The sequence below is a fragment of the Mycobacterium sp. NGS34 genome, assembly GCF_059812845.1.
Map to the genome: position 1 here is coordinate 16088 of NZ_JCALDM010000002.1, position 21854 is coordinate 37941.

General features: G+C 68.8%; 25 protein-coding genes. 14 read left to right on the forward strand and 11 right to left on the reverse strand.

Features of this window, described 5'->3' with window-relative positions; all coding sequences use genetic code 11:
* Positions 1-15: 15 nt before the first annotated feature.
* The 3 genes from AC5Y7V_RS04925 to regX all read left to right on the forward strand — a co-directional run bounded on the left by AC5Y7V_RS04925 (position 16) and on the right by regX (position 2847).
* Positions 16-765, forward strand: a complete 750-nt coding sequence (locus tag AC5Y7V_RS04925) for a phosphoglyceromutase (RefSeq protein ID WP_499878951.1) — start codon at positions 16-18, stop codon at positions 763-765.
* Positions 766-914: 149 nt separating this feature from the next.
* Entirely contained in the window at positions 915-2135 is a 1221-nt protein-coding gene (locus AC5Y7V_RS04930) for a sensor histidine kinase (RefSeq protein ID WP_499878952.1), read from the forward strand.
* Between the two features lie 28 nt (positions 2136-2163).
* Positions 2164-2847, forward strand: a complete 684-nt coding sequence (gene regX / locus AC5Y7V_RS04935; RefSeq protein ID WP_046187060.1) for a two-component sensory transduction protein RegX — start codon at positions 2164-2166, stop codon at positions 2845-2847.
* An 86-nt stretch (positions 2848-2933) separates the two neighbouring features.
* Here the strand turns inward: regX and AC5Y7V_RS04940 are convergent, their stop codons facing one another.
* From AC5Y7V_RS04940 to AC5Y7V_RS04950, 3 genes are read right to left on the reverse strand one after another with little or no spacing between them, the layout of a single operon-like run.
* Positions 2934-4787, reverse strand: a complete 1854-nt coding sequence (locus AC5Y7V_RS04940; protein WP_499878953.1) for a GMC family oxidoreductase — start codon at positions 4785-4787, stop codon at positions 2934-2936.
* Complete coding sequence (locus AC5Y7V_RS04945; protein ID WP_499878954.1) at positions 4784-5113, reverse strand: hypothetical protein; 330 nt, start codon at positions 5111-5113, stop codon at positions 4784-4786. The genes AC5Y7V_RS04940 and AC5Y7V_RS04945 overlap by 4 nt, the downstream gene beginning before the upstream one ends.
* Positions 5110-6066 (reverse strand): tocopherol cyclase family protein, encoded by a 957-nt coding sequence (locus tag AC5Y7V_RS04950; RefSeq protein WP_499879610.1) that lies wholly within the window; start codon positions 6064-6066, stop codon positions 5110-5112. The genes AC5Y7V_RS04945 and AC5Y7V_RS04950 overlap by 4 nt, the downstream gene beginning before the upstream one ends.
* Positions 6067-6142: 76 nt before the next feature.
* Between AC5Y7V_RS04950 and AC5Y7V_RS04955 the strand changes: the two genes are divergently transcribed.
* Entirely contained in the window at positions 6143-6865 is a 723-nt protein-coding gene (locus AC5Y7V_RS04955) for a FadR/GntR family transcriptional regulator (RefSeq protein ID WP_499878955.1), read from the forward strand.
* Here the strand turns inward: AC5Y7V_RS04955 and AC5Y7V_RS04960 are convergent, their stop codons facing one another.
* Positions 6866-7651, reverse strand: coding sequence for a DUF3109 family protein (locus AC5Y7V_RS04960; protein WP_499878956.1), 786 nt, complete (start codon positions 7649-7651; stop codon positions 6866-6868). It lies immediately after the preceding gene.
* Positions 7652-7746: 95 nt separating this feature from the next.
* Between AC5Y7V_RS04960 and AC5Y7V_RS04965 the strand changes: the two genes are divergently transcribed.
* The 9 genes from AC5Y7V_RS04965 to AC5Y7V_RS05005 all read left to right on the forward strand — a co-directional run bounded on the left by AC5Y7V_RS04965 (position 7747) and on the right by AC5Y7V_RS05005 (position 15165).
* Positions 7747-8763 (forward strand): Ppx/GppA family phosphatase, encoded by a 1017-nt coding sequence (locus AC5Y7V_RS04965; protein ID WP_499878957.1) that lies wholly within the window; start codon positions 7747-7749, stop codon positions 8761-8763.
* Entirely contained in the window at positions 8760-9704 is a 945-nt protein-coding gene (locus tag AC5Y7V_RS04970) for an Rv0497 family membrane protein (RefSeq protein ID WP_499878958.1), read from the forward strand. Before AC5Y7V_RS04965 ends, AC5Y7V_RS04970 begins: the two co-directional genes overlap by 4 nt.
* Before the next feature lie 16 nt (positions 9705-9720).
* The gene (locus AC5Y7V_RS04975) at positions 9721-10563 is read left to right on the forward strand and encodes a sugar phosphate isomerase/epimerase family protein (protein ID WP_499878959.1); all 843 of its coding nucleotides are present in this window, start codon (positions 9721-9723) and stop codon (positions 10561-10563) included.
* A 13-nt stretch (positions 10564-10576) separates the two neighbouring features.
* Entirely contained in the window at positions 10577-11404 is an 828-nt protein-coding gene (locus tag AC5Y7V_RS04980) for a thioesterase family protein (protein WP_499878960.1), read from the forward strand.
* 28 nt (positions 11405-11432) lie between these two features.
* Positions 11433-12305 carry a pyrroline-5-carboxylate reductase gene (gene proC, locus AC5Y7V_RS04985; protein WP_499878961.1) on the forward strand — a complete coding sequence of 291 codons (873 nt, stop codon included), beginning with the start codon at positions 11433-11435 and terminating at the stop codon, positions 12303-12305.
* A 140-nt stretch (positions 12306-12445) separates the two neighbouring features.
* Positions 12446-12703, forward strand: a complete 258-nt coding sequence (locus AC5Y7V_RS04990) for a cell division/environmental response transcriptional regulator (protein WP_066917724.1) — start codon at positions 12446-12448, stop codon at positions 12701-12703.
* A 100-nt stretch (positions 12704-12803) separates the two neighbouring features.
* The gene (locus AC5Y7V_RS04995; protein ID WP_003402602.1) at positions 12804-12905 is read left to right on the forward strand and encodes a 30S ribosomal protein bS22; all 102 of its coding nucleotides are present in this window, start codon (positions 12804-12806) and stop codon (positions 12903-12905) included.
* Positions 12906-12976: 71 nt separating this feature from the next.
* On the forward strand, positions 12977-14092 hold the full coding sequence (locus AC5Y7V_RS05000) for an SDR family oxidoreductase (protein WP_499878962.1): 1116 nt from the start codon (positions 12977-12979) through the stop codon (positions 14090-14092).
* Positions 14074-15165 (forward strand): lysophospholipid acyltransferase family protein, encoded by a 1092-nt coding sequence (locus AC5Y7V_RS05005; RefSeq protein WP_499878963.1) that lies wholly within the window; start codon positions 14074-14076, stop codon positions 15163-15165. Before AC5Y7V_RS05000 ends, AC5Y7V_RS05005 begins: the two co-directional genes overlap by 19 nt.
* Before the next feature lie 2 nt (positions 15166-15167).
* On the opposite strand, the gene cmaA2 is transcribed toward AC5Y7V_RS05005, so the two are convergent.
* The 7 genes from cmaA2 to AC5Y7V_RS05040 all read right to left on the reverse strand — a co-directional run bounded on the left by cmaA2 (position 15168) and on the right by AC5Y7V_RS05040 (position 21485).
* Positions 15168-16088, reverse strand: a complete 921-nt coding sequence (gene cmaA2 / locus AC5Y7V_RS05010) for a cyclopropane mycolic acid synthase CmaA2 (RefSeq protein WP_499878964.1) — start codon at positions 16086-16088, stop codon at positions 15168-15170.
* 12 nt (positions 16089-16100) lie between these two features.
* On the reverse strand, positions 16101-16613 hold the full coding sequence (locus tag AC5Y7V_RS05015; RefSeq protein WP_499878965.1) for an FAS1-like dehydratase domain-containing protein: 513 nt from the start codon (positions 16611-16613) through the stop codon (positions 16101-16103).
* Positions 16614-16656: 43 nt separating this feature from the next.
* The gene (locus AC5Y7V_RS05020) at positions 16657-17565 is read right to left on the reverse strand and encodes an HAD family hydrolase (protein WP_499878966.1); all 909 of its coding nucleotides are present in this window, start codon (positions 17563-17565) and stop codon (positions 16657-16659) included.
* Positions 17566-17672: 107 nt separating this feature from the next.
* Positions 17673-18347, reverse strand: a complete 675-nt coding sequence (locus AC5Y7V_RS05025) for a hypothetical protein (protein ID WP_499878967.1) — start codon at positions 18345-18347, stop codon at positions 17673-17675.
* Positions 18348-18375: 28 nt separating this feature from the next.
* The gene (locus tag AC5Y7V_RS05030; RefSeq protein WP_499878968.1) at positions 18376-20886 is read right to left on the reverse strand and encodes a TNT domain-containing protein; all 2511 of its coding nucleotides are present in this window, start codon (positions 20884-20886) and stop codon (positions 18376-18378) included.
* Positions 20887-20890: 4 nt separating this feature from the next.
* A complete protein-coding gene (locus tag AC5Y7V_RS05035) occupies positions 20891-21181 on the reverse strand; it encodes a WXG100 family type VII secretion target (RefSeq protein ID WP_499878969.1) in 291 nt (96 codons plus the stop codon).
* Positions 21174-21485, reverse strand: a complete 312-nt coding sequence (locus tag AC5Y7V_RS05040) for a WXG100 family type VII secretion target (RefSeq protein ID WP_499878970.1) — start codon at positions 21483-21485, stop codon at positions 21174-21176. Before AC5Y7V_RS05040 ends, AC5Y7V_RS05035 begins: the two co-directional genes overlap by 8 nt.
* A 64-nt stretch (positions 21486-21549) precedes the next feature.
* Here AC5Y7V_RS05040 and AC5Y7V_RS05045 point away from each other — a divergent pair, with 64 nt between their 5' ends.
* Complete coding sequence (locus AC5Y7V_RS05045; protein ID WP_499879611.1) at positions 21550-21819, forward strand: glutaredoxin family protein; 270 nt, start codon at positions 21550-21552, stop codon at positions 21817-21819.
* Positions 21820-21854 lie beyond the last annotated feature (35 nt).

Below are 21854 nucleotides of genomic sequence, written 5' to 3' on the forward strand. Positions count from 1 at the left end.
GAGAGACTTTCCGGCATGGGAGACACTGCCACGCTGGTGCTGCTCCGCCACGGCGAGAGCGACTGGAATGCCCTCAACCTGTTCACGGGCTGGGTCGACGTCGGGCTAACCGAGAAGGGCCGGGCCGAGGCGGTGCGCAGCGGCGAGCTGATGACCGAACACGCGCTGCTGCCCGACGTGCTCTACACCTCGCTGCTGCGTCGCGCGATCACCACCGCGCACCTGGCCCTGGACACCGCCGACCGGCTGTGGATCCCGGTACGGCGCAGCTGGCGCCTCAACGAACGCCACTACGGCGCCCTGCAGGGCCTGAACAAGGCCGAGACCAAGGAGCGCTACGGCGAGGAGCAGTTCATGACCTGGCGGCGCAGCTACGACACGCCGCCGCCGCCGATCGAGCGGGGCAGCAAATTCAGCCAGGACACCGACCCCCGCTACGCCAACATCGGCGGCGGCCCGCTGACCGAATGCCTCGCCGACGTGGTGGCCCGTTTCCTGCCGTACTTCACCGACGTCATCGTCCCGGACCTGCGGACCGGCAAGACGGTCCTGATCGTCGCGCACGGCAACTCGCTGCGCGCCCTTGTCAAATACCTGGACGGAATGTCCGACGAGGAGATCGTCGGGCTGAACATCCCGACCGGGATTCCGCTGCGCTACGACCTGGACGCCGACATGCGCCCGGTGCTGCCGGGCGGAACTTATCTGGACCCGGAGGCCGCCGCGGCCGGTGCCGCCGCCGTTGCCAGCCAGGGGCGCGGCTGAGCGCGACCCGGCCCACCAGCAGCTTTTAAAGGCCTGTTTGCCAAACATCGCGTAAACGGGAGCGGAACACCTGTTGCGTAGGGTGTGACTTGTCCGATTTTGGCCGCGCTCCGCTAGGGCGGCGTTCACCAAATTTGTAGGATTTTGTTGTGACTGTGTTCTCGGCGCTGTTGCTGGCCGGGGTCTTGTCAGTGCTGGCACTGGCCGTGGGTGTTGCGGCCGGGGTCCGGCTGGCGCCGCGGGCGGTCGAACGCCGTCAGCAATCCACCACCGAATGGACGGGCATCACCGTCGCGCAGATGCTGCAACGCATCGTCGCGCTGATGCCGCTGGGAGCCGCGGTGGTGGATTCGCATCGCGACGTCGTCTATCTCAACGACCGGGCCAGGGAATTGGGCCTGGTGCGCGACCGGCAGCTCGACGACCAGGCCTGGCAGGCCGCGCAGCAGGCGCTCACCGGCGTCGACGTGGAGTTCGACCTGCGGCCGGCCAAACGCGCCGCGGGCCGTTCCGGGTTGTCGGTGCACGGGCAGGCGCGGTTGCTGAGCGAAGAGGACCGCCGGTTCGCGGTGGTTTTCGTCCACGACCAGTCCGACTACGCCCGGATGGAGGCCACCAGGCGCGATTTCGTGGCCAACGTCAGCCACGAGCTCAAGACCCCGGTGGGCGCCATGGCGCTGCTCGCCGAGGCCCTGCTGGCCTCCGCGGATGACTCCGAAACCGTTCGCCGGTTCGCCGAAAAGGTGCTGGTGGAAGCCAACCGGCTGGGGGACATGGTCGCCGAGCTGATCGAGCTGTCCCGGCTGCAAGGGGCCGACCCGTTGCCCAACGTCACCGATGTCGAGGTGGATACCGTTGTGTCCGAGGCGATTTCGCGTCACAAGGTGGCCGCCGAAAACGCCGACATCGAGGTGCGCACCGACGCGCCCAGCGGCCTGCGGGTGCTGGGCGACGAAACGCTGCTGGTGACCGCGCTGGCCAATCTGGTGTCCAACGCGATCGCCTATTCGCCCCCGGGTTCGCCGGTGTCCATCAGCCGTCGGCGCCGCGGCGACAACATCGAGATCGCCGTGACCGACCGCGGCATCGGGATCGCGCTGGAAGACCAGGAACGGGTCTTCGAGCGATTCTTCCGGGGGGACAAGGCGCGTTCGCGCGCCACCGGCGGCAGCGGGCTGGGGCTCGCGATCGTCAAACACGTTGCGGCCAACCACAACGGCAGCATCGGCGTGTGGAGCAAGCCGGGAACCGGATCGACGTTCACGCTGTCGATTCCGGCCTACAAGGACGGCGACGAGGAACCCGAGCAACCGCGGGGTCGCGAGGTGCGGCCCAATCGGTCACAACGAGAGGAAGAACTAAGTCGATGACCCGCGCTTATGAGAAGGAGTGGCGCACATGACCAGTGTGCTGATCGTGGAGGACGAGGAGTCGCTGGCCGATCCTCTGGCATTCCTCCTGCGCAAGGAGGGCTTCGAGGCCACCGTGGTAACCGACGGACCCGCGGCGCTCGCCGAGTTCGACCGCGGCGGGGCCGACATCGTGCTGCTCGACCTGATGCTGCCGGGCATGTCCGGCACCGACGTGTGCAAGCAGCTGCGCGCCCGTTCCAGCGTGCCGGTGATCATGGTGACCGCGCGCGACAGCGAGATCGACAAGGTTGTCGGCCTCGAGCTGGGCGCGGATGACTATGTCACGAAACCCTATTCGGCGCGCGAGTTGATCGCGCGGATCCGCGCGGTGCTGCGCCGGGGCGGCGACGACGACTCCGAAATCAGCGATGGCGTGCTGGAGTCCGGGCCCGTCCGCATGGACGTCGAGCGCCACGTCGTCTCCGTCAACGGTGACACGATCACGTTGCCGCTCAAGGAATTCGACCTGCTCGAATACCTGATGCGCAACAGCGGGCGGGTGCTGACCCGCGGCCAGCTGATCGACCGGGTGTGGGGCGCGGATTACGTCGGCGACACCAAGACGCTCGACGTGCACGTCAAGCGCCTGCGCTCGAAGATCGAGGCCGACCCCGCCAATCCGGTGCACCTGGTCACGGTGCGCGGGTTGGGATACAAGCTCGAAGGCTAGTCGCCCGCGTCGTGTGCGCTCACGGCGTTTGAGTGTGAAGCCCGGGCGGGGATTGTGCATTCAGGGCGCCCAGGATGCACACGCGGTCAACGCGCGCTGACCACCTCGTCGGCCACCCCCAGTGCCAGCGCCATGATCGACAGCTGCGGGTTCACCTCCGGGCAGCTGGGCAGAATCGACGCGTCGGCGACCCACACGCCGTCCACGCCGCGCAGGCGCCCCGTTTCGTCGACCGGGCACAGCTGCTCGTCGGCGCCCGCGGCCGCGGTACCCGTGGGGTGAAAGGCGGCCAGATGCAGGCTTCGCGCGTGGCTTCGGGCCAGCGCATCGCGCAGCGCGGGCAGCGACGTCACCGTCGGCGCGGCGGGCAGGCCCGTCAGCACCTCTACGGCGCCCGCCTCGAACAGCAGCCGGCCCATGGCCTCGATCGCGACCGTCAGCTTGGCCGCGTCGGTCCGGGCGAGGTTGTAGCGCACCAGCGTCTCGCCGCGCACCGAGGACACCGAGCCGACGCCGCGATCGGCCACCATCGCGCCGAACGTCGCGACCTGGGGCGCGCGGTCCAGCCAGCCGAGCAGCTCGGCGCCGTAGCCCGGATAGACCATCGAGCCCATCCCCGGCGGCGTGGAGGTCGCTTCGATCAGCACGCCGTGGGACTCGTGGAACTCGTGGACGGCCGCGCTTTGCAGCACCCCGTGCCATGCGACGACATCGTCGTCGAAACGCCCGGCCAACATCATCGCCGGATGCAGCGCGAGATTTCTCCCGAGGCGGGGATGCGCACCAAAACCGCTGCGCCGCAATAGCCCCGGCGTCTCGGTGGCCCCGGCGGCGACGATCACTGTGTCCGCGAGGACGTCGAGCGCGGTGCCGTCGGGCCGGCGGGCGCGCACCCCACGAGCGCGCCCTTGCCGGTGCAGCACCCGCTCGACGCGGGCCTGGGAGATGATCCGCGCCCCCGCCGCGCACGCCTGCGGCAGCGCGTTGAGGTGCACGCCGAACTTCGCGTTGCGCGGACAGCCGATCGCGCACTGGCAGCACCCCTCGCAGCCCGGTGCGTTGCGCGGGATGGGCGCCGCCCGCCAGCCCAGCGTCGCGGCGGCGTCCAGCAACAGCCGCCCATTGCGGCCCATGATCTCCAGCGGCACCGGCGCCACCCGCAGCGTGCGCTCGACGTCGTCGAGACGCTCGTTCAGCCGGTCCGGATCGGCCAGGGCAAGGCCGAAGTCGTCGCGCCAGCGCCGCACCACGCCGGTCGGCGGCCGGTAACACGTCCCGGAGTTCACCACCGTGGTGCCGCCGACCGCTCGGCCGATGGGCAGCACTACCGACGGGCGGCCCAGCGCGACAGTAGCCCCCGCGCCGCGGTACAGACCGGCGTAGCGGTCGATCGGGTGGGTGCTGCGGAACTCCTCGACCGTCCAGCGGCGTCCCTCCTCGAGCACGACGGTGTCCAGGCCGGCCCGCGCCAGGGTGCGCGCCACCATCGCGCCGCCGGCGCCGGACCCCACGACGACGGCGTCGGCGGCGACGACGGAGCGGCTCTCGGCCGCGGGGGTGATGTTCAAGGGCGCGTCGGGACGGGCGACGTCGTGTCGCTGGGCTCGCGAAAGCAGTTCCGGCGCATAGGTTTCGGCGCCGTTGGCGAGCAACACGACCGCCTTCATCGCCTCGACCGCCGCGCCGGCGTCGGGGCCGAGCGCCGCGACGCGCCGCAGCACCCGGTCCCGCTGGCCGGCGTCGAGGCGGGACAGCGAGCGGCCGCTGGTGAGATAGCTGGCCGCGGCGACCGAGAGCAATCCGGCGCGCACGGCCCACCGCGAGGTCGCGGGCAGCCGCCTCAGGTAGCGGTCGACGCGCTCGGCGAGCTCGGCCGGCGCCGGACCGCCGCGCTCCTCGGGAAGCAGCGCGGCCCCGAACGACGCGGCGAGACGGCTCATATGATGCGCCCGAGCCGGCGCCCCAACTTGATGAAGAACGGATAGGTGGCGAAGATGGCGCCGGCCGCGGCGTGCAGCGGCCAGCCCGCCCGGGCGGTATCGACGCCGAAAACACCGCTGTTCCACATGAAGTCGCGCCCGTTCTGGGCGCGGAAGGGCCGCCAAAGCACCCCGAGGCCGGGCACGTTGTTGTAGAGCCCGAACGAGCCGCCGAAGAAGACGCCGAGCGTGGCGGCCTCCGCCAGATCGCGGCGGTCCGAGGGCACTCGCCGCTCGATGAGCACGCCGGCGGCGAAGAGCAGGGGCGGGTCGAGAGCAAAACTCACGTCGGGATCCTTTCGTTGATCTGTGGTGCGTCGGCGCCGCGCAGCCCGACCTCGGCGTGCCCGGTTCCCAGCACCGACCAGTGCCGGTCGTCGACTTCGATGTGGATGTCGGCCTGCTCGGTGTTGGTGCACACCGCGCGCCCGCCGTCGGGATCGGTGTAACCCAGGCTCACGCACCGCTCCGGTGGTTGGTCGACCCGGATGAGCACCCGCCGACCGCCGATGCGTCCCTCCAGCTGCCAGTGCCGCACGCCCAGCGTCGTGCGCATCCGCAGCGACGGCAAAGGGCTTGCGGGCCAATCTTTTCCGTCGATACGGAAGCGGACGAACGCCAGCGGCGCGAGGCGGCGCAGCCCCGGCTTGTGGGACACCGCCGTTACGGCCTCCACGACGTCGCCGTCGCCGAGGTCGGCGTGGATCCATCCCCAGCGCCGGGCGTTGCCGTGCCCGTAGATGTGGGCGACGCCGCCGCGCCAGCCGTCGACCCGGACCGCGGCGTCCGCGACGCTCAATGAGCCGGCGAACTCGGCGGTGGGCGCGAGGACCACCTGGGCGCCGGGCAACAATTCGCGCTCCCACGCCCCGCGCGGGAACGTCCACAGCGGTGTGCCGGCGTCCTTCCACGACAGGTCCCACGCGAGCGATCCGGCGCGCCCGGAGAGCTTTTCCGGCGCCGCACGCACCCCGGCCGCGTCGAACCACGCGTCCCCCGCCGCCGGCGCGGCGGGCGCGGGGCCGAATCGCTCGGTTCGCGGCGGGCCGTCGGCCGCGAACCAGGTCGCCCAGCCGTGCGCGTAGGGGGCGTCCGCCGCGTGCAGCGGGGCCACCGTCTCGCAGTGAATCCACAGCCCGGCCCGCGTCACCGGATCCGACAGGGTGGCGTACCAGACCTCCAGGCGGCCGGCCTTGCCCCGCCAGCGCGGAGCAGTGGCCGATCGCATCTCGTCGTCCATGTGCTCACCTCCGATCGCGACGCGGGTGCGCGCTTGATGCCCCATACCCGGTTGGTCCACTATATTGGTTGAGCCAATGAACCAGTCAAGTGCGCTGCAACCGCCGGATCGACAGCGGGTCGACGAACAGATCGCCGCGTCGATCGCCGACGCCATCCTCGACGGCGCCTTCCCGCCGGGCTCGACGCTGCCGCCCGAGCGGGAGCTGGCCGAACAGCTCAACGTGAACCGCACGTCGCTGCGCCTCGGGCTGGCCCGCCTGCAGCAGATGGGCCTCATCGAGGCCCGGCACGGCAGCGGCAACGTGGTGCGCGACCCCGAGGCGCTCACCCATCCCGCGGTGGTGGAGGCGCTGGTCCGCAAGCTCGGCCCCGAGTTCCTGGCCGAGTTGCTGGAGATCCGGGCGGCGCTGGGCCCGTTGATCGGCCGCCTGGCCGCGCAACGGGCCGCGCCCGAGGACGCCGAGGCGTTGCGCGCCGCGCTGGCGGCGGTGGCCGGCGCCGACGGGCCCGCGGCGTTGCAGGCCGCGGACCTCGCCTATTTCCGGGTGTTGATCCACAGCAGCCGCAATCGTGCGCTGGGGTTGATGTATCGCTGGGTCGAGCACGCGTTCGGCGGCCGCGAGCACGAGCTCACCGCGGCCTACGACGACCCCGGCCCGGTAATCGGCGACCTGCGGGCGATCACCGACGCGGTGCTGGCGCGCGACGCCGAGGCTGCCGCCGCGGCGGTCGAGGGCTACCTAAACGCGAGCGCGCTGCGAATGGTGTTGTCGTACCGGAAGACTCAGGGGGCCTGATTACTCGGCCACCCTGGTGGCCGGGTGCACCGCGATGAGACCTAACTTGCTGCGCCGCTTGCACATTGCCGCCAACTCGGCGTAGGCCTTGGCGCCGAGCAGCTCGATGAGTTCGTCGGCCATGCTTTCCCAGACCTGCTTGGCGCCGACGTGGGCGGCCGGGTCGCCCGTGCAGTACCAGTGCAGGTCCGCGCCACCGGAACCCCAGCCGCGGCGGTCGTATTCGGTGACCCAGGTTTTGAGGATCTCGGTGCCGTCGGGGAGGGTCACCCACTCCTGGCTGCGCCGGATGGGCAGCTGCCAGCAGACGTCGGGTTTCATGGTCAGCGGCGCCACGCCCAGCTTGAGGGCCTTGGTGTGCAGCGCGCATCCGGCGCCGCCGGCGAAGCCCGGCCGGTTGAGGAAGATGCAGGCGTCCTTGTGCTTGCGGGTGCGGTACTGGGGCTGGCCGTCATGCTCGTCGAGTTCGAGATAACCCTTGCGGCCCAAGCCCTTTTCGCGGAATTGCCAATCGTCGTCGGTCAGTCTCTTGACGGCATCGTCGAGCCGCGCGCGGTCGTCGTCGTCGGACAGGAACGCGCCGTGCGAGCAACACCCGTCGTCCGGGCGTCCCTCGACCGTGCCGCGGCAGGCCGGGGTGCCGAACACGCACGTCCACCGCGACAGCAGCCAGGTGAGGTCGGCCGCGATCAGGTGCTCGGGGTTGTCCGGGTCGTAAAACTCCACCCACTCACGGGCGAAATCCATTTCGACCTCTTGGCCCGGCTCCGGGTGCGAATCCGCCATTTTGTCAACGTTAGTCCACGATTCCGCCTGGTGACCCTGCTGACACACGGCCGCCCTCCGCGGCGCACCCCCTGCGGCGCGACTAGTTTGTTTCTGTGCGGTTAGGTGTGCTCGACGTGGGCAGCAACACGGTTCATCTGTTGGTGGTTGACGCCCACCGCGGTGGGCATCCGACACCCATGAGTTCCACGAAGGCCACCCTGCGCCTCTCGGAGTCCATCGACAGCTCGGGAAAGATCACCAAGCGCGGCGCCGACAAGCTGGTCTCGACCATCGAGGAGTTCGCCAAGATCGCGGACAGCTCCGGCTGCGAGGAGCTGATGGCCTTCGCCACCTCGGCGGTCCGCGACGCCGAGAATTCCGACGACGTGCTGTCGCGGGTCCGCAAAGAGGCCGGCGTCGAGCTGGAGGTGCTGGGCGGCGTCGACGAGTCGCGGCTGACGTTTTTGGCGGTGCGCCGCTGGTACGGGTGGAGCGCCGGGCGGATCATCAACCTCGACATCGGCGGGGGCTCGCTGGAGCTGTCCAGCGGCGTCGACGAGGAGCCCGAGGTGGCGCTGTCGTTGCCGCTGGGCGCGGGGCGGTTGACCCGCGAATGGCTGCCCGACGATCCGCCCGGGCGGCGCCGCGTGGCGATGCTGCGGGACTGGCTGGACGCCGAGCTCGCGGAAACCTGCGAGAAGGTGCTCGACGCCGGCGCCCCCGATCTCGCGGTCGCCACGTCCAAGACGTTCCGGTCGCTGGCGCGGCTCACCGGGGCCGCCCCGTCGGCGGCCGGACCGCGGGTGAAGAGGACGTTGACGGCGAACGGCCTCAGACAACTCATATCTTTCATCTCTAGGATGACGACCGCTGACCGGGCCGAATTGGAGGGAGTGAGCGCCGAGCGGGCACCGCAGATCGTGGCGGGTGCCCTGGTGGCCGAGGCGAGTATGCGAGTGCTGTCGATCGAAGCGGTGGATATCTGCCCGTGGGCATTACGGGAAGGTCTCATCTTGCGAAAACTCGACAGCGAAGCCGACGGAACCTCCCTCGTCGGCAGCTCCGTGCGCGATGCTGGAGGCCAGAAGGCTGATCGGAACGCCAACCGATCGAAGGGCGACAAATCATGACCGGACCACACTCCGAGACCGAGAGCCCCGGCACCCGGCCGATCTCGGTGGCCGAACTGCTGGCCAGGAATGGGACGATCGGCGAGCCGTCGGTCACCCGGCGTCGCCGCCGTCGGCGCGGCGACAGCGACGCGGTCACGGTCGCCGAGCTCACCGGCGAAATCCCCGTCATCCGTGACGACGAAACCGAACACGGCGCCAACGGAACGGTCCAGGTCAGCGAGCCGGCCGCCGAGCAGGTCGCCGAGGACCGGCCCAACGCCCCGTACTGGTCCGAACCCGAGCCGCGCTGGCCCAAGTCACCGCCGGAGCCGCAACGGCTGACCGGACCCGTGCGCAGCGCCTACCCGCGACCCCTGCCGCACGCCGACGCGCCCGCCGACCGCACCGGCCAGTCCGGCGCCGAGGGCATGAGCCCGGACCCGGTCGATCACTACGCCGACCTTCCGGTGGACGTGATGGACTCCGAGGTCCGCGACGCCGAACCGGCGTCGGAGGACTCGGCCTACGTTCGCTCCTACCTGCAGTCCGATTCCACCCTGTTCGGCGGGCAGACGCTGGCCGACGAGGTGGCGCGGCGCCGCGGCGCCGAGCGGGGCGCGGATGCGCCGGCCGAAGCAGACGAAGACCGCCTCGGCGTCGAGGCCGAGCGCGCGCATGAGGCGCCCGGCCGGCTCACGGCGCTGTGGCGGGGAACGCTGATCGTGTTGCAGTCGATGCTGGCCGTCGCGTTCGGCGCCGGGCTGTTCGTCGCGTTCGACGAGCTGTGGCGCTGGAACAGCATCGTGGCTTTGGTGCTGTCGGTGCTGGTCATCCTCGGCCTGGTGGTGGGGGTCCGGGTGGTCCGCAAGACCGAGGACATCGCCAGCACGCTGATCGCCGTGGCGGTCGGAGCGCTCATCACCCTGGGACCGTTGGCGCTGTCGTTGCAGTCGGGCTAGGCGCCACCCACCGACAGTGCGCCCAGCAATCAAAGTCGGCCTGTCGACGGCCTCGGTCTACCCGTTGCGGGCCGAGGCCGCCTTCGAATACGCGGACCGGCTCGGGTACGACGGCGTCGAGCTGATGGTCTGGAGCGAATCGGTCAGCCAGGACATCGCCGCGGTCAAGAAGCTGTCCCGGCGCTATCGCGTGCCGGTGCTGTCCGTGCACGCGCCCTGCCTGCTGATCTCGCAGCGGGTCTGGGGCGCCAACCCGATTCCCAAGCTGGACCGCAGCGTGCGGGCCGCCGAGCAGCTCGACGCCCAGACCGTCGTCGTGCATCCGCCGTTTCGCTGGCAGCGGCGCTACGCCGAGGGGTTCAGCGAACAGGTCGCCGCCCTGGAGGCGTCCAGCGACGTCAAGGTGGCCGTGGAGAACATGTTCCCGTTCCGGGCCGACCGGTTCTTCGGCGCCGGCCAGTCCCTGGAACGGATGCGCAGGCGGGGCGGCGGACCGGGCCCGGCGATCTCGGCGTTCGCGCCGTCCTACGACCCGCTGGACGGCAACCACGCGAATTACACGCTGGACCTGTCCCACACGGCGACCGCGGGCACCGATTCGCTGGACATGGCCCAGCGGATGGGCGAGGGCCTGACCCATCTGCACCTGTGCGACGGCAGCGGCCTGCCCGCCGACGAGCACTTGGTCCCCGGGCGCGGCACCCAACCCACCGCCGAGGTGTGCCAGATGCTGGCCGGCGGCCGCTTCGCCGGCCACGTGATCCTCGAGGTGTCCACGTCCAGCGCGCGTTCGGCGCACGAGCGCGAAGCCATGCTCACCGAATCGCTGCAATTCGCGCGCACCCACCTGATGCGCTGATTCTCAGGAGACCATGAACGCCAAATTCACCGCCGCGATGACGTTGCGGGAGGCCGGCCCCGGCGTCTACGAGGGCGAGCTCGACAAGCACTGGACGATCGGGCCCAAGGTGCACGGCGGCGCGATGCTGGCGCTGTGCGCCAACGCCGCCCGGACCGCGTGCGGTGAAGGCCCGGACGGACCCCAGCCGGTGGCCGTGTCCGCGAGCTTCCTGTGGGCGCCGGATCCGGGGCCGATGCGGTTGCTGACCTCCTTCCGCAAGCGCGGCCGCCGGATCAGCGTCGTCGACGTCGAGCTGATGCAGGGCGAGCGCACCGCGGTGCACGCCGTGGTCAACCTCGGCCAGCCGGAGCACTTTCCGCCCGACGGCTCGCACGCGCCGCTGCTGTCGGCGAACCCGGTCGCCGACCTGATGCCACCGGAGCCGCCCGACGACGTCGAGCCGATAGGCCCCGGCCACCCGCTGGCCGGCCTGGTGCACCTGGGCGAGGGTTGCGACGTGCGGCCGCTGCTGTCGACGATGCGGCCCCGCGACGGGCACCCGCCGGTGATCCAGATGTGGGCCCGCCCCCGCGACGTGGCCCCGGACGCGCTGTTCGCGCTCATGTGCGGGGACGTGTCGGCGCCGGTGACGTTCGCCGTGGACCGCACCGGCTGGGCGCCCACCATCCAGCTGACGGCCTTCCTGCGCGCGTTGCCCGCCGACGGCTGGCTGCGAATCATCGCCACGTGCGTGGAGATCGGGCACGACTGGTTCGACGAGGACCACATCGTCGTCGACCAGCTGGGCCGCCTGGTGGTGCAAACGCGCCAGCTGGCGATGGTGCCCGCCGCTCGCTAGCGCTCGCTGTCTGGAATGCTTTCCTCCCATGGCGAGAATCGCGATCATCGGCGGCGGAAGCATCGGCGAGGCGCTGCTGTCGGGGCTGCTGCGCGCCGGCCGGCAGGTCAAGGACCTGGTGGTGGCCGAACGAGTGCCCGAGCGCGCCAAGTACCTGGCGGACACCTATTCGGTGCGTCTGGCCTCGCTCACTGAAGCGGTGGACAACGCCACCTTCGTCGTCGTCGCGGTGAAGCCGGCCGACGTCGAGACGGTGCTCGGGGAGCTGGCGCGTGCCGCCGGCGCGGCCGAGACGGACAGCGCCGAGCAGGTGTTCGTCACCGTCGCCGCCGGGATCACGATCACCTACTTCGAATCCAAGCTGCCGGCCGGGACGCCCGTCGTCCGGGCGATGCCGAACGCCGCGGCGCTGGTGGGCGCGGGGGTGACCGCGCTGGCCAAGGGTCGCTTCGTCACCGAACCGCAGCTCGAGGAGGTGTCGGCCCTGTTCGACTCCGTCGGCGGGGTGCTCACCGTTCCGGAATCGCAGATGGACGCCGTGACCGCGCTGTCCGGCTCCGGCCCGGCGTATTTCTTCCTGATGGTGGAGGCCCTGGTGGACGCCGGCGTCGCGGCGGGGCTGAGCCGCCAGGTCGCCACCGACCTGACCGCGCAGACGATGGCCGGCTCGGCGGCGATGCTGCTCGAGCGGATGGACTCCGAGCGCGCCGTCGCGGGGGAGCAGCCGGGGATGCACGCGGACGCGTCGGCGGCCCAGCTGCGCGCGACCGTCACCTCGCCCGGCGGCACGACCGCCGCTGCGCTGCGCGAACTGGAGCGAGGGGGATTGCGGGTGGCCGTCGACGCCGCCGTCCAGGCCGCGAAAAAGCGCTCTGAGCAGCTAAGAATTACATCGGAATAATTTGAGATTTCCGGATTGATTGTCCCTCACCAGTACCATTAACCCCACTAGTCCCGCTATTCTCCTCTTTGTATGCACGTGTGGGTGCCAGCGGAGGGGAAGCCGCTGGCATTGCGCGAGCCTGACACGATTGGGTTGCGATGACGTCTACGAACGGGCCATCGGCGCGAGATTCCGCTGCTAAGGGGCGGGACTCCGGTTCCGGCGATGGCCAGCAGGCCAGGACACAGTTTCTTACCGTCGCCGAGGTGGCAGCGCTGATGCGCGTCTCCAAGATGACGGTGTACCGCCTGGTGCACAACGGCGAGCTGCCGGCGGTCCGGGTGGGCCGCTCCTTCCGGGTGCACGCCAAGGCCGTCCACGACATGCTGGAGACTTCGTACTTCGACGCGGGCTGACCGTTACCTGCCGCGGTTGCCGGTTTGGTGTTCCATGCTGACCGCCGGGTAAAGTGTCCGGGTCAAGCAGGAGCAGGTCCCCGGTCAGATAGCGGAGTTCATGGGTTCAGTAATCAAGAAGCGGCGCAAGCGAATGTCGAAGAAGAAGCACCGCAAGCTGCTGCGTCGCACTCGGGTGCAGCGCAGAAAACTCGGCAAGTAAGCGCTAGCCGGCCCTGTCGACCGTCACGCCGCCTTAACGCCGTCGCCTCGCCAGCCCGTTAGGCTGTTTGAGTGGATCAGTCGAGCGGGGAGGGTGCCGGAACGAGCGGCACCGTGCACTACCCCAAAGTTGTGCTGGTTACCGGCGCGTGCCGGTTTCTGGGCGGCTACCTGACCGCGCGGCTCGCCCAGAACCCGTTGATCAAAGGGGTCATCGCGGTCGACGCGATCGCCCCCAGCAAGGACATGCTGCGCCGCATGGGGCGCGCCGAATTCGTCCGCGCCGACATTCGTAATCCCTTCATTGCCAAGGTGATCCGCAACGGCGACGTCGACACGGTGGTGCACGCCGCGGCGGCGTCCTACGCGCCCCGGGCCGGCGGCAGCGCGGCGCTGAAGGAAATCAACGTGATGGGCGCGATGCAACTCTTCGCGGCCTGTCAGAAGGCGCCCTCGGTGCGCCGCGTGGTGTTGAAGTCGACCTCCGAGGTGTACGGGTCCACGGCACACGATCCGGTGATGTTCACCGAGGACAGCAGCAGCCGCCGACCCTTCCGCGACGGATTCGCCAAGGACAGCCTCGACATCGAGGGTTACGTGCGCGGCCTGGGCCGGCGCCGCCCCGACATCGCGGTGACGATCTTGCGGCTGGCCAACATGATCGGCCCGGCGATGGACACGACGCTGTCACGGTATCTGGCGGGGCCGTTGGTCCCGACGATGTTCGGCCGGGACGCGCGATTGCAGCTGCTGCACGAGCAGGACGCGCTGGGCGCGCTGGAGCGCGCCGCGATGGCGGGCAAGGCCGGCACCTTCAACATCGGCGCGGACGGCATCATCATGCTGTCGCAGGCGATCCGCCGGGCCGGCCGAATCCCGGTGCCGGTACCCGGTTTTGGGGTGTGGGCGCTGGATTCGCTGAGACGGGCTAATCGCTATACCGAAATCACTCGCGATCAATTCAATTACTTGAGTTACGGCCGCGTGATGGACACCACGAGAATGCGGACGGAGCTCGGCTTCCAGCCGAAATGGACGACGGCCGGGGCGTTCGACGACTACGTTCGCGGCCGTGGCTTGACTCCCATAATCGACCCTGATCGGGTACGCTCCCTGGAGGGTCGCGCCATAGCGTTAGCGCAGCGCTGGGGAAGCCGAAATGCAATTCCATGGGGTGGGGGCAGGTAGGTATCGTGGCGGGCGAAACCAGAGCGAACGTCATTCCACTGCATACAAATAGGGGTCGGGTAGCGGCTCGCCGGAGAGCCGATCAGCGGGCGGATTCGTCCCGTCAACATCCCTCGATGCTCACCGATCCGCGGGGGCGGGCATCTGCCGAACAAATCGCCGCGGTCGTCCGCGAAATCGACGAACATCGGCGCGCGGCGGGTGCGACGTCCACGGCCGAGGCGCCGCTCAACGATCTTGCGCAGAAGGTCGCCGGGGTCGCCGGCTTCCTGCGGCAGCGGTTCACCGGCGACTACACCGTCGACGAGTTCGGGTTCGATCCGCACTTCAACAGCGCGATCGTCCGGCCTTTGCTGAGATTCTTCTTCCGGTCCTGGTTCCGGGTGGAAGTCAGCGGCATCGAGAACCTGCCCAGCGAGGGCGCCGCGCTGGTGGTGGCCAACCACGCCGGGGTGCTGCCGTTCGACGGGCTGATGCTCTCGGTGGCGGTGCACGACGAACATCCGGCGGAGCGGGACCTGCGGCTGCTGGCCGCCGACATGGTGTTCGACCTGCCCGTGGTCGGCGAAGCCGCCCGCAAGGCCGGCCACACCATGGCCTGCACGACCGACGCGCACCGCCTGCTGGCCGCGGGAGAGCTCACCGCCGTGTTCCCGGAGGGCTACAAGGGGCTGGGCAAGCGCTTCGAGGACCGCTACCGGCTGCAGAGGTTCGGCCGCGGCGGCTTCGTGACGGCGGCGCTGCGCACCAAGGCCCCGATCATCCCGTGCTCGATCGTCGGGTCCGAAGAGATCTACCCGATGCTCACCGACGTCAAGCTGCTGGCGCGGCTGTTCGGGCTGCCCTATTTCCCGATCACCCCGCTGTTCCCGTTGGCCGGGCCTGCGGGCCTGGTGCCGCTGCCGTCGAAGTGGCGCATCGCGTTCGGCGAACCGATCTACACCAACGACTACGCCGCCTCCGACGCGGAAGACCCGATGGTCACCTTCGAGCTGACCGACCAGGTGCGCGAGACCATCCAGCAGACGCTGTACCGGCTGCTGGCCGGCCGCCGCAATATCTTCTTCGGCTAGAGCTACTTGACGAGGGTGAACTGGCAGACGTCGGTGTACCCGTCGCGGAACAGGTCCGAGCAGCCGCGCAGGTAGTGCATGTAGATGTCGTAGGTCTCCTGCCCCTTCAGGGCGATTGCCTCGTCCTTGTGCGCCTCGAGCGCGTCGGCCCAGGTGTTCAGCGTCGGCACGTAGTTCTTGCCGATCCGGTGGTAGCGCTCGACCTTCCAGCCGGCGTTCGACGAATAGTGGTCGACCTGCCGGATCTGCGGCAGCCGGCCGCCGGGGAAGATCTCGGTCAGGATGAACCTGATGAAGCGCAGCAGGCTCATCGGTGTCGTGAGGCCCAGCTCTTTGCCCTCCTCGGCGGTGGGCACGATGATCGAGTGCAGCAGCATCCGGCCGTCGTCGGGGGTCAGGCTGTAGAACTTCTTGAAGAAGGTGTCGTAGCGCTCGAACCCGGCGTCACCGGCGCCGTCGGCGAAGTGCTCGAACGCGCCCAGTGACACGATGCGGTCCACCGGCTCGTCGAACTCCTCCCAGCCCTGGATGCGCACCTCCTTGCGGCGCGGGCTGTCCATCTCCTCGAACTTGGCCTTGTCGTGGGCGTACTGGTTTTCGCTCAGCGTCAACCCGATCACGTTGACGTCGTACTCGGCGACGGCGTGCCGCATGGTCGAGCCCCAGCCGCAGCCGATGTCGAGCAGCGTCATGCCCGGCTCGAGGTTGAGCTTGTCCAACGAGAGCTTGCGCTTGGCGTACTGCGCCTCTTCCAGCGTCTTGGTCAGATGATTCGGGTCCGGATTCTCGTCGAAGTACGCGCAGCTGTAGGTCATCGACGGGTCAAGCCAAAGCTTGAAGAACTCGTTGGACTTGTCGTAGTGGGATCGGACGGCTTCGACCGGCGGCTTCAGCTGTGTGCCACCCGGTTGATCCTGTGACATTGGAATCGACCCTTACTTTCCGGCTGATATTGATGCGACCGCGGCGACGGTTTCTTCAGCGCCAGCGTCCTGGTATGCAGCTTCCCCCAGCATCGTAACGACGCTAGTGACCACCGGTTTGCCTTCCGCGTCTGTGACTTCGCTGCGGATTTCAACGATCACGGCCCCATGGGATTCGATCACCGAATCCAGATAGGTGTCGAAGTACAGCCTATCGTTCGCAAGGATCGGGCGGTAAAACTGGAATTTCTGGTCGCGGTGCATGACCCGGGCGATGTTGATCGGGATGTCGAACTTGGTGAAGATCTCCAGCTGCACGCGGCGTCCCGCGACGGCCAGGAAGGTCAGGGGAGCGAGCAGCGCGTCGTAGCCGGCGTCAGCGGCGTCGGTCTCGCTGAAGTGCGTCGGGTGGTCGTTTTTCACCGCGACCGCGAACTCGCGTAACTTCTCGCGTCCGACCTCGAAGTAGTCGGGTGCCCGATAGTGGCTACCGATGAGGTCTTGGGTTCCTTGGGGGAGTGTCATGGCGCTTGCTCTCCGCTCGAATACGTCTCAGCGGCGCAGCCTATCAGCGTGATTGGCGCCGCGATGCCACCGCCGCCAGCGCGCCGCCGGCCGCGCCCAGGGCCAGCGCCGACGGCACCCCGATCCGCGCGGCCTTGCGAGCGGTCCGGAAGTCGCGAATCTCCCAGCCCCGTTCGCGGGCCAGGGCCCGCAGACGGGCATCGGGATTGATCGCCACTGCGGTGCCCACCAGCGACAACATCGGCACATCGTTGTAGCTGTCCGAATACGCGGTGCAGCGTTTGAGATTCAGGCCTTCGCGGATCGCCAGCGAGCGCACGGCGTGGGCCTTGCCGGGGCCGTGCAGGATCTCGCCGACCAGCCTGCCGGTGAAGACGCCGTCGACCGATTCGGCGACGGTCCCCAGCGCGCCGGTCAGGCCAAGCCGGCGGGCGATGGTCGCCGCGAGCTCGTATGGCGTTGCGGTGATCAGCCACACCTGCTGGCCCGCGTCGAGGTGCATCTGGGTGAGCTCGCGGGTGCCGGGCCAGATCTTGTCGGCGATGATCTCGTCGTAGATCTCCTCGCCCAAGGCGACCAGCTGCTCGACGGAGCGGCCCTCGATGAAGGCGAGGGCCTTACGCCGCCCGGCCGCGACGTCGTTGCTGTTCTCCTTGCCCAGCCACTGAAACTTGGCCTGGGCGTAGATGAATCCGAGGACGTCGCGATAGGTGAAGTAGTTGCGGGCGGCCAGCCCGCGGCCGAAATGGACGGCCGAGGAGCCCTGCACGAGCGTGTTGTCCACGTCGAAGAACGCGGCCGCGGTCAGGTCGATGGGCGGCTGGGGGCGACCCTCGTCGGCGGCGCTCGCGGCCTGCAGGTCCTCGAGTGCGCGTTCGGCGCTCGCGTTGTCGACCAGCGCATCCAGGTCGGCGCGGCCGGTGTGCTCGCCGCCCGACTCAGAGGAAGTCATCGCCCAACCTCCTAGATCGCTGTGCCGCCTGGTGATCCGGCGGGTGCCCGGTATCCAACCCTATCCGGCTGGTGGCGAGGGGGCGTTGACGTGTGCCAGGGCGTTCGCTAGAGCTGGACCTGAGCGGTAATGCTTTCCGGCAACCCTTGCAGCAGTTCTGCCGTCAGCTCTTCGAACGACAGGGCAAGGACTTGCATCATCGGTTGTTCGTAATCCATTGCAAATCCGTAAGAGCCCGGATTGTCTTCTAGTGTGTATCTCCGTAGATGTTGTTCTGCATAGTCCCTATCCAGGGTCGGTCTTTCCACGGCTAAAAAGTCGATTATCTCCGGGCCCGCCGCCGCGACACGAATCCGCGCATCAAGCCCGCGCGCCTCCCAGTCCAGGAATACCGATTTCAGTCTTATGTTGCGACCGCTTCGGATACCATTTCCTATTCTCGCAACAATGTACTTACCGGCATCGGCGAAGCGGGAGAAGATCGCCTCTGTCCGTTCGCTTCGCTCTGTTTCTCGTTCATGCTTTAGCGAATGCAATACGCAAATGTATCCTTCCGGCTTCCGCGCGATGATCCATGCCCCCCAATCGCCCGACTCGGCCCACTCGGGCCACTGGCGAAGCTTCTCCGAATAGTCCGAACGAAAGTACAGACGATCCTCTACCCATTCGGCTTCGTCGTATGGCCCCTCTCCGACGGAGTTGGCGATCTTGCGCCACAGTTCGTAGTACCGAATCACCTCTGCGGCTTCGTCTGCGGTGCCCGCACCTCTGTCGATCTGCACCCTACAAACTCTCCTCTCGATATCCGAGCTATCCCCAGTCCAGATAACCCTTGTCGATTAAGAAACTGATCAGCACTGTCTCACCCTCTTCGTCGACGACCACCCACTGTGTCCCGCCGCCGGGCTGGCCAAATGCGTCAGCCACTTTTCCGTATCGGACTTCCCACCCGTCGGGCAATTCTTTACCTGTGCCGTGAAACCGATTGTAATCGCCAGATGAACCCGGGGCCAGGCCGCGGTCAGGATAGCTGTCGCCGACAGCGCCCATAAAATCACCTCTAGCGTCGCTGACCTCCCCAATTCTGTCCAGCCACGCCTCCTTCGGAATGCTTCGGGCAGTTTCCCATTTGCCGTCTGCGAAGCCATTAGCTTCCGGCCACTTCCACGTGCTTTTCGCGGGATCCCAGAATGCGTTCAAGATTTCCTGGGCGTTCATTCCCTCATAAGGACTGTGCAGTGCTGACTCGGCGAGTTCTCGAGGGCAGCCGTGTTTTATGAGATCGTTCACGAGCTGCTGGGGTGATTCGGCGAGCGCCAGCTGCGCCTGGTGCCACGGCTTCAGATCCGACGGCGCGGGGACATCCGTTAGATGCCCGTTGGCGTCGTCATCGGGCGGCGCACCGTCGTGCGGCTGGTGCGGCCCGGGCGGCTTGTCGCCGTCGCCAGGCAGATGCGGCGGGGCGCCGTCGCCGGGCGGATGGGGGCTTCCGCCGTGTGGCGGGTGTGATTCGGGCGGATGAACGGGCGGCTCTCCACCGTGGGGTGGGGCGCCGAACGGCGGTGGTGTTTCGGCCGGGAGTCCGCCCGCAGGGGAGGTGGGCAGGTGCGGTGCCGTGGCGGCGGGAGCGGCGGCCGCGGGCTGTTCGGCGAGCGCGGAGCTGGGAACCGGTTCGCTGGGCGTTCCGACGGGTGAGGCCGGAAGGTGAACGGGCTCAGGCGGTTTCGAGTGGGTGAGCGGCGCTTGCTCCACCGGCGCGGAAACCGGCGGCTTGCCCGCGGACTCCGGTGGGATCGCGACAGGTTTGGGCGCCTCGCCGGCGGGTGGCTTCTCGACGATCGGTGGCTTGGATTCCGTCGGGCTGTGCGGCAGCGGGCCATTGGCGGGCCCGGGCGCCGGCTTGGGCGCGGGCGCGGGGCTTCCCGATTCCGGCGGCTTGGCGACAGGCGGTGGCTCTGCCGGCGGCTTCGGCGGTTCGAATGACGGGGGTTTGGGCAGCTCCGGCGGCGGCTTCAAACCCCTGAGCGCATCACGGCCGATCTTGCCCAGCTTCGACAACGGGCCGCCGGGCAGGGCCAGCGTGGCGATGTCGATGACGGATCTGCCGGCGGCCTCGGCCGGGTTCTTGTCCCACTCGTCCCAGTGGACGACGCTCTTGCCGAGCTGTTTCCACGACTCCCCGAAGCCAGGCGCGTGTTCGCCGCCCAGGCCGACGAGCGGCAGGGCGCCCTTGATCTCGCCGGCCATGTCCTTGCCGTAGCCAAGCGGGTCGAACATCATCCGGACGCTGCTGACGTCCCACAGGCCCTTGAGCATTCCGCCGGCTTCCGACCACGCGCCCTTGGCGTACTGCCCGACCTGGTTGAGGGCCCGCCCCACATCCGTGCCGTGCAGGAACTGATCCCACTCCCGGGCGGCGTGCCGTCCCATATCGGTGACGATCGTGGTGGCCGCGGCGAGGGCGGAGCCGATTTCGGCCTGCAGTGCTTCGGCCTCGGCGGCGAAGTTGTCGACCACCGTGCGAATGTCGTTGGCGATCTTCCGGATTTCGTCTTCGTCGTCGTCGGTCAGGAATTCCCAGACCTCTTTGATTCCCGTCAGCGGGTCGCAGATGCGGGCCAGCAGGTCCAGGATCGCGGCGTGCACCCGGTCGACCTTGGCGGCATAGCTGGTGAGCTGGGCCGCGATGTTCTGGCATTGCTGCACGAGGCTGGTGGTGCTGCTGAAGGCGTCCGTGAACGCGCGATCGATGGCGGCGCCTTCGGGAATCTGCTGGGCGCGAATGGCGGTCATCGGGCCGCCGGTGCCGAGGATTTCGGCGAGCCCGAACCTGGTGCCCGCGGCGCTCCACGCGGCGGCCGCGGCGCGCAGCTTCGCCGAATCGCCGGTCGGCCAGATCATTCCGATGTACGGGGCCACCCATCCCCAACCCGCCGGGGCGCCGGTGCCGGCCCCCACCGACGACGGCGCGGAGCCCGCCAACAGCGGCGCGGTCACCGACGGCGTCGGAAGCGATCCGCCGCCGCCGCCGACGTTGGACATCGCCTCGGCCAGCGAGTAGTTATGCGCCGACATCCGCACGCCGTCGCCGAGACTGCACAACCCGTTTCGGGTGGCCGCCATCGCCTCGATGAGCTTGGTCGCCGAACGGTCGTAGCTGTGGCCGAGCGCCGCGCCGACGGGATCGTCGCCGGCCATCCCGGCGCATCCCGACAGCGCCGCGGTCAGGGTCGAGATCACCGAACCCAAACCCTCGCCGGCCGTCACCACCTCGGCGCCCGCGTGCTCGAGACCCGCCGGGTCGCACGCCAGCGGGGCCATTAGCTCACGACCACATGCCCAGATTCGTCGACATGGCGCCGGTGTAGTTGCGGTGCGCGGTCGCGCCGGCGGTCCGCAACTGGGCCAACGCTTCGCGCATCATCGCCTCACCGCGGGCCCAGCGCCGATGCGCCTCGGCATGTGCCGCCGCGCCTTCTCCCGTCCAGGCGGCATGCAAACGCGATACGCGAGAATCGATTTCGGTCAGCATCTCTTCGGCCCGGCGCTGAAACTCGGACATCCGCTGCACCGCGTCGGACAACGCCTCGGGGTCGACACGAAACGCCTCAGCCACGGCAAACCCCGCGCATCGTCTCCGCGGCGGCCGACTCGTTGTCCCCATAAAGCCCGCCGGCCTGGGCCACCAGGTGCGCCAGTATCGACAAGCCCGCCTGAACCTCACGGGCCCCCTGATGCCACAGCTGCCACGCCGACCCGTAGGCGTCGCCCGACGCGCCGCGCCAGCCGCCCAGCATCTGGCCGACCTGATCGTCGAGGTCCGCGAGCTCAGCCATGAGATGCTCGGCCGCGCCGCCCAGCGAGACCGCAAAATCCTGCATCACCGCCGGATCGACGTGCAGTGTCCCATCAGCCCCCATACCCGCAAGCTAGTGAATGCAGGGCGGTCCCACAATTCACCGCGGACGCCCCGCCGCTGCCACACTGGAGTCCATGACAAGCCGGCGGCGAGTCGAGCTGCTAACCCGAGACGGCTGCACCCTCTGCGAGCGGGTGCACGCCCGGCTGGCCGAACTGGCCGGTGAACTGAATTTCGAGCTGACCACCACCGACGTCGACGCCGCGGCGGCGTCGGGCGACCCCGGATTGCGGGCCGAGTTCGGCGACCGGCTGCCGGTGGTGCTGCTGGATGGGCTCGAGCACAGCTACTGGGAAGTGGACGAGCCCCGGCTGCGGGCCGATCTGGCCCACTAGCGGTCGGCATTCATTTGGTAGCCCAGCTGATTAAC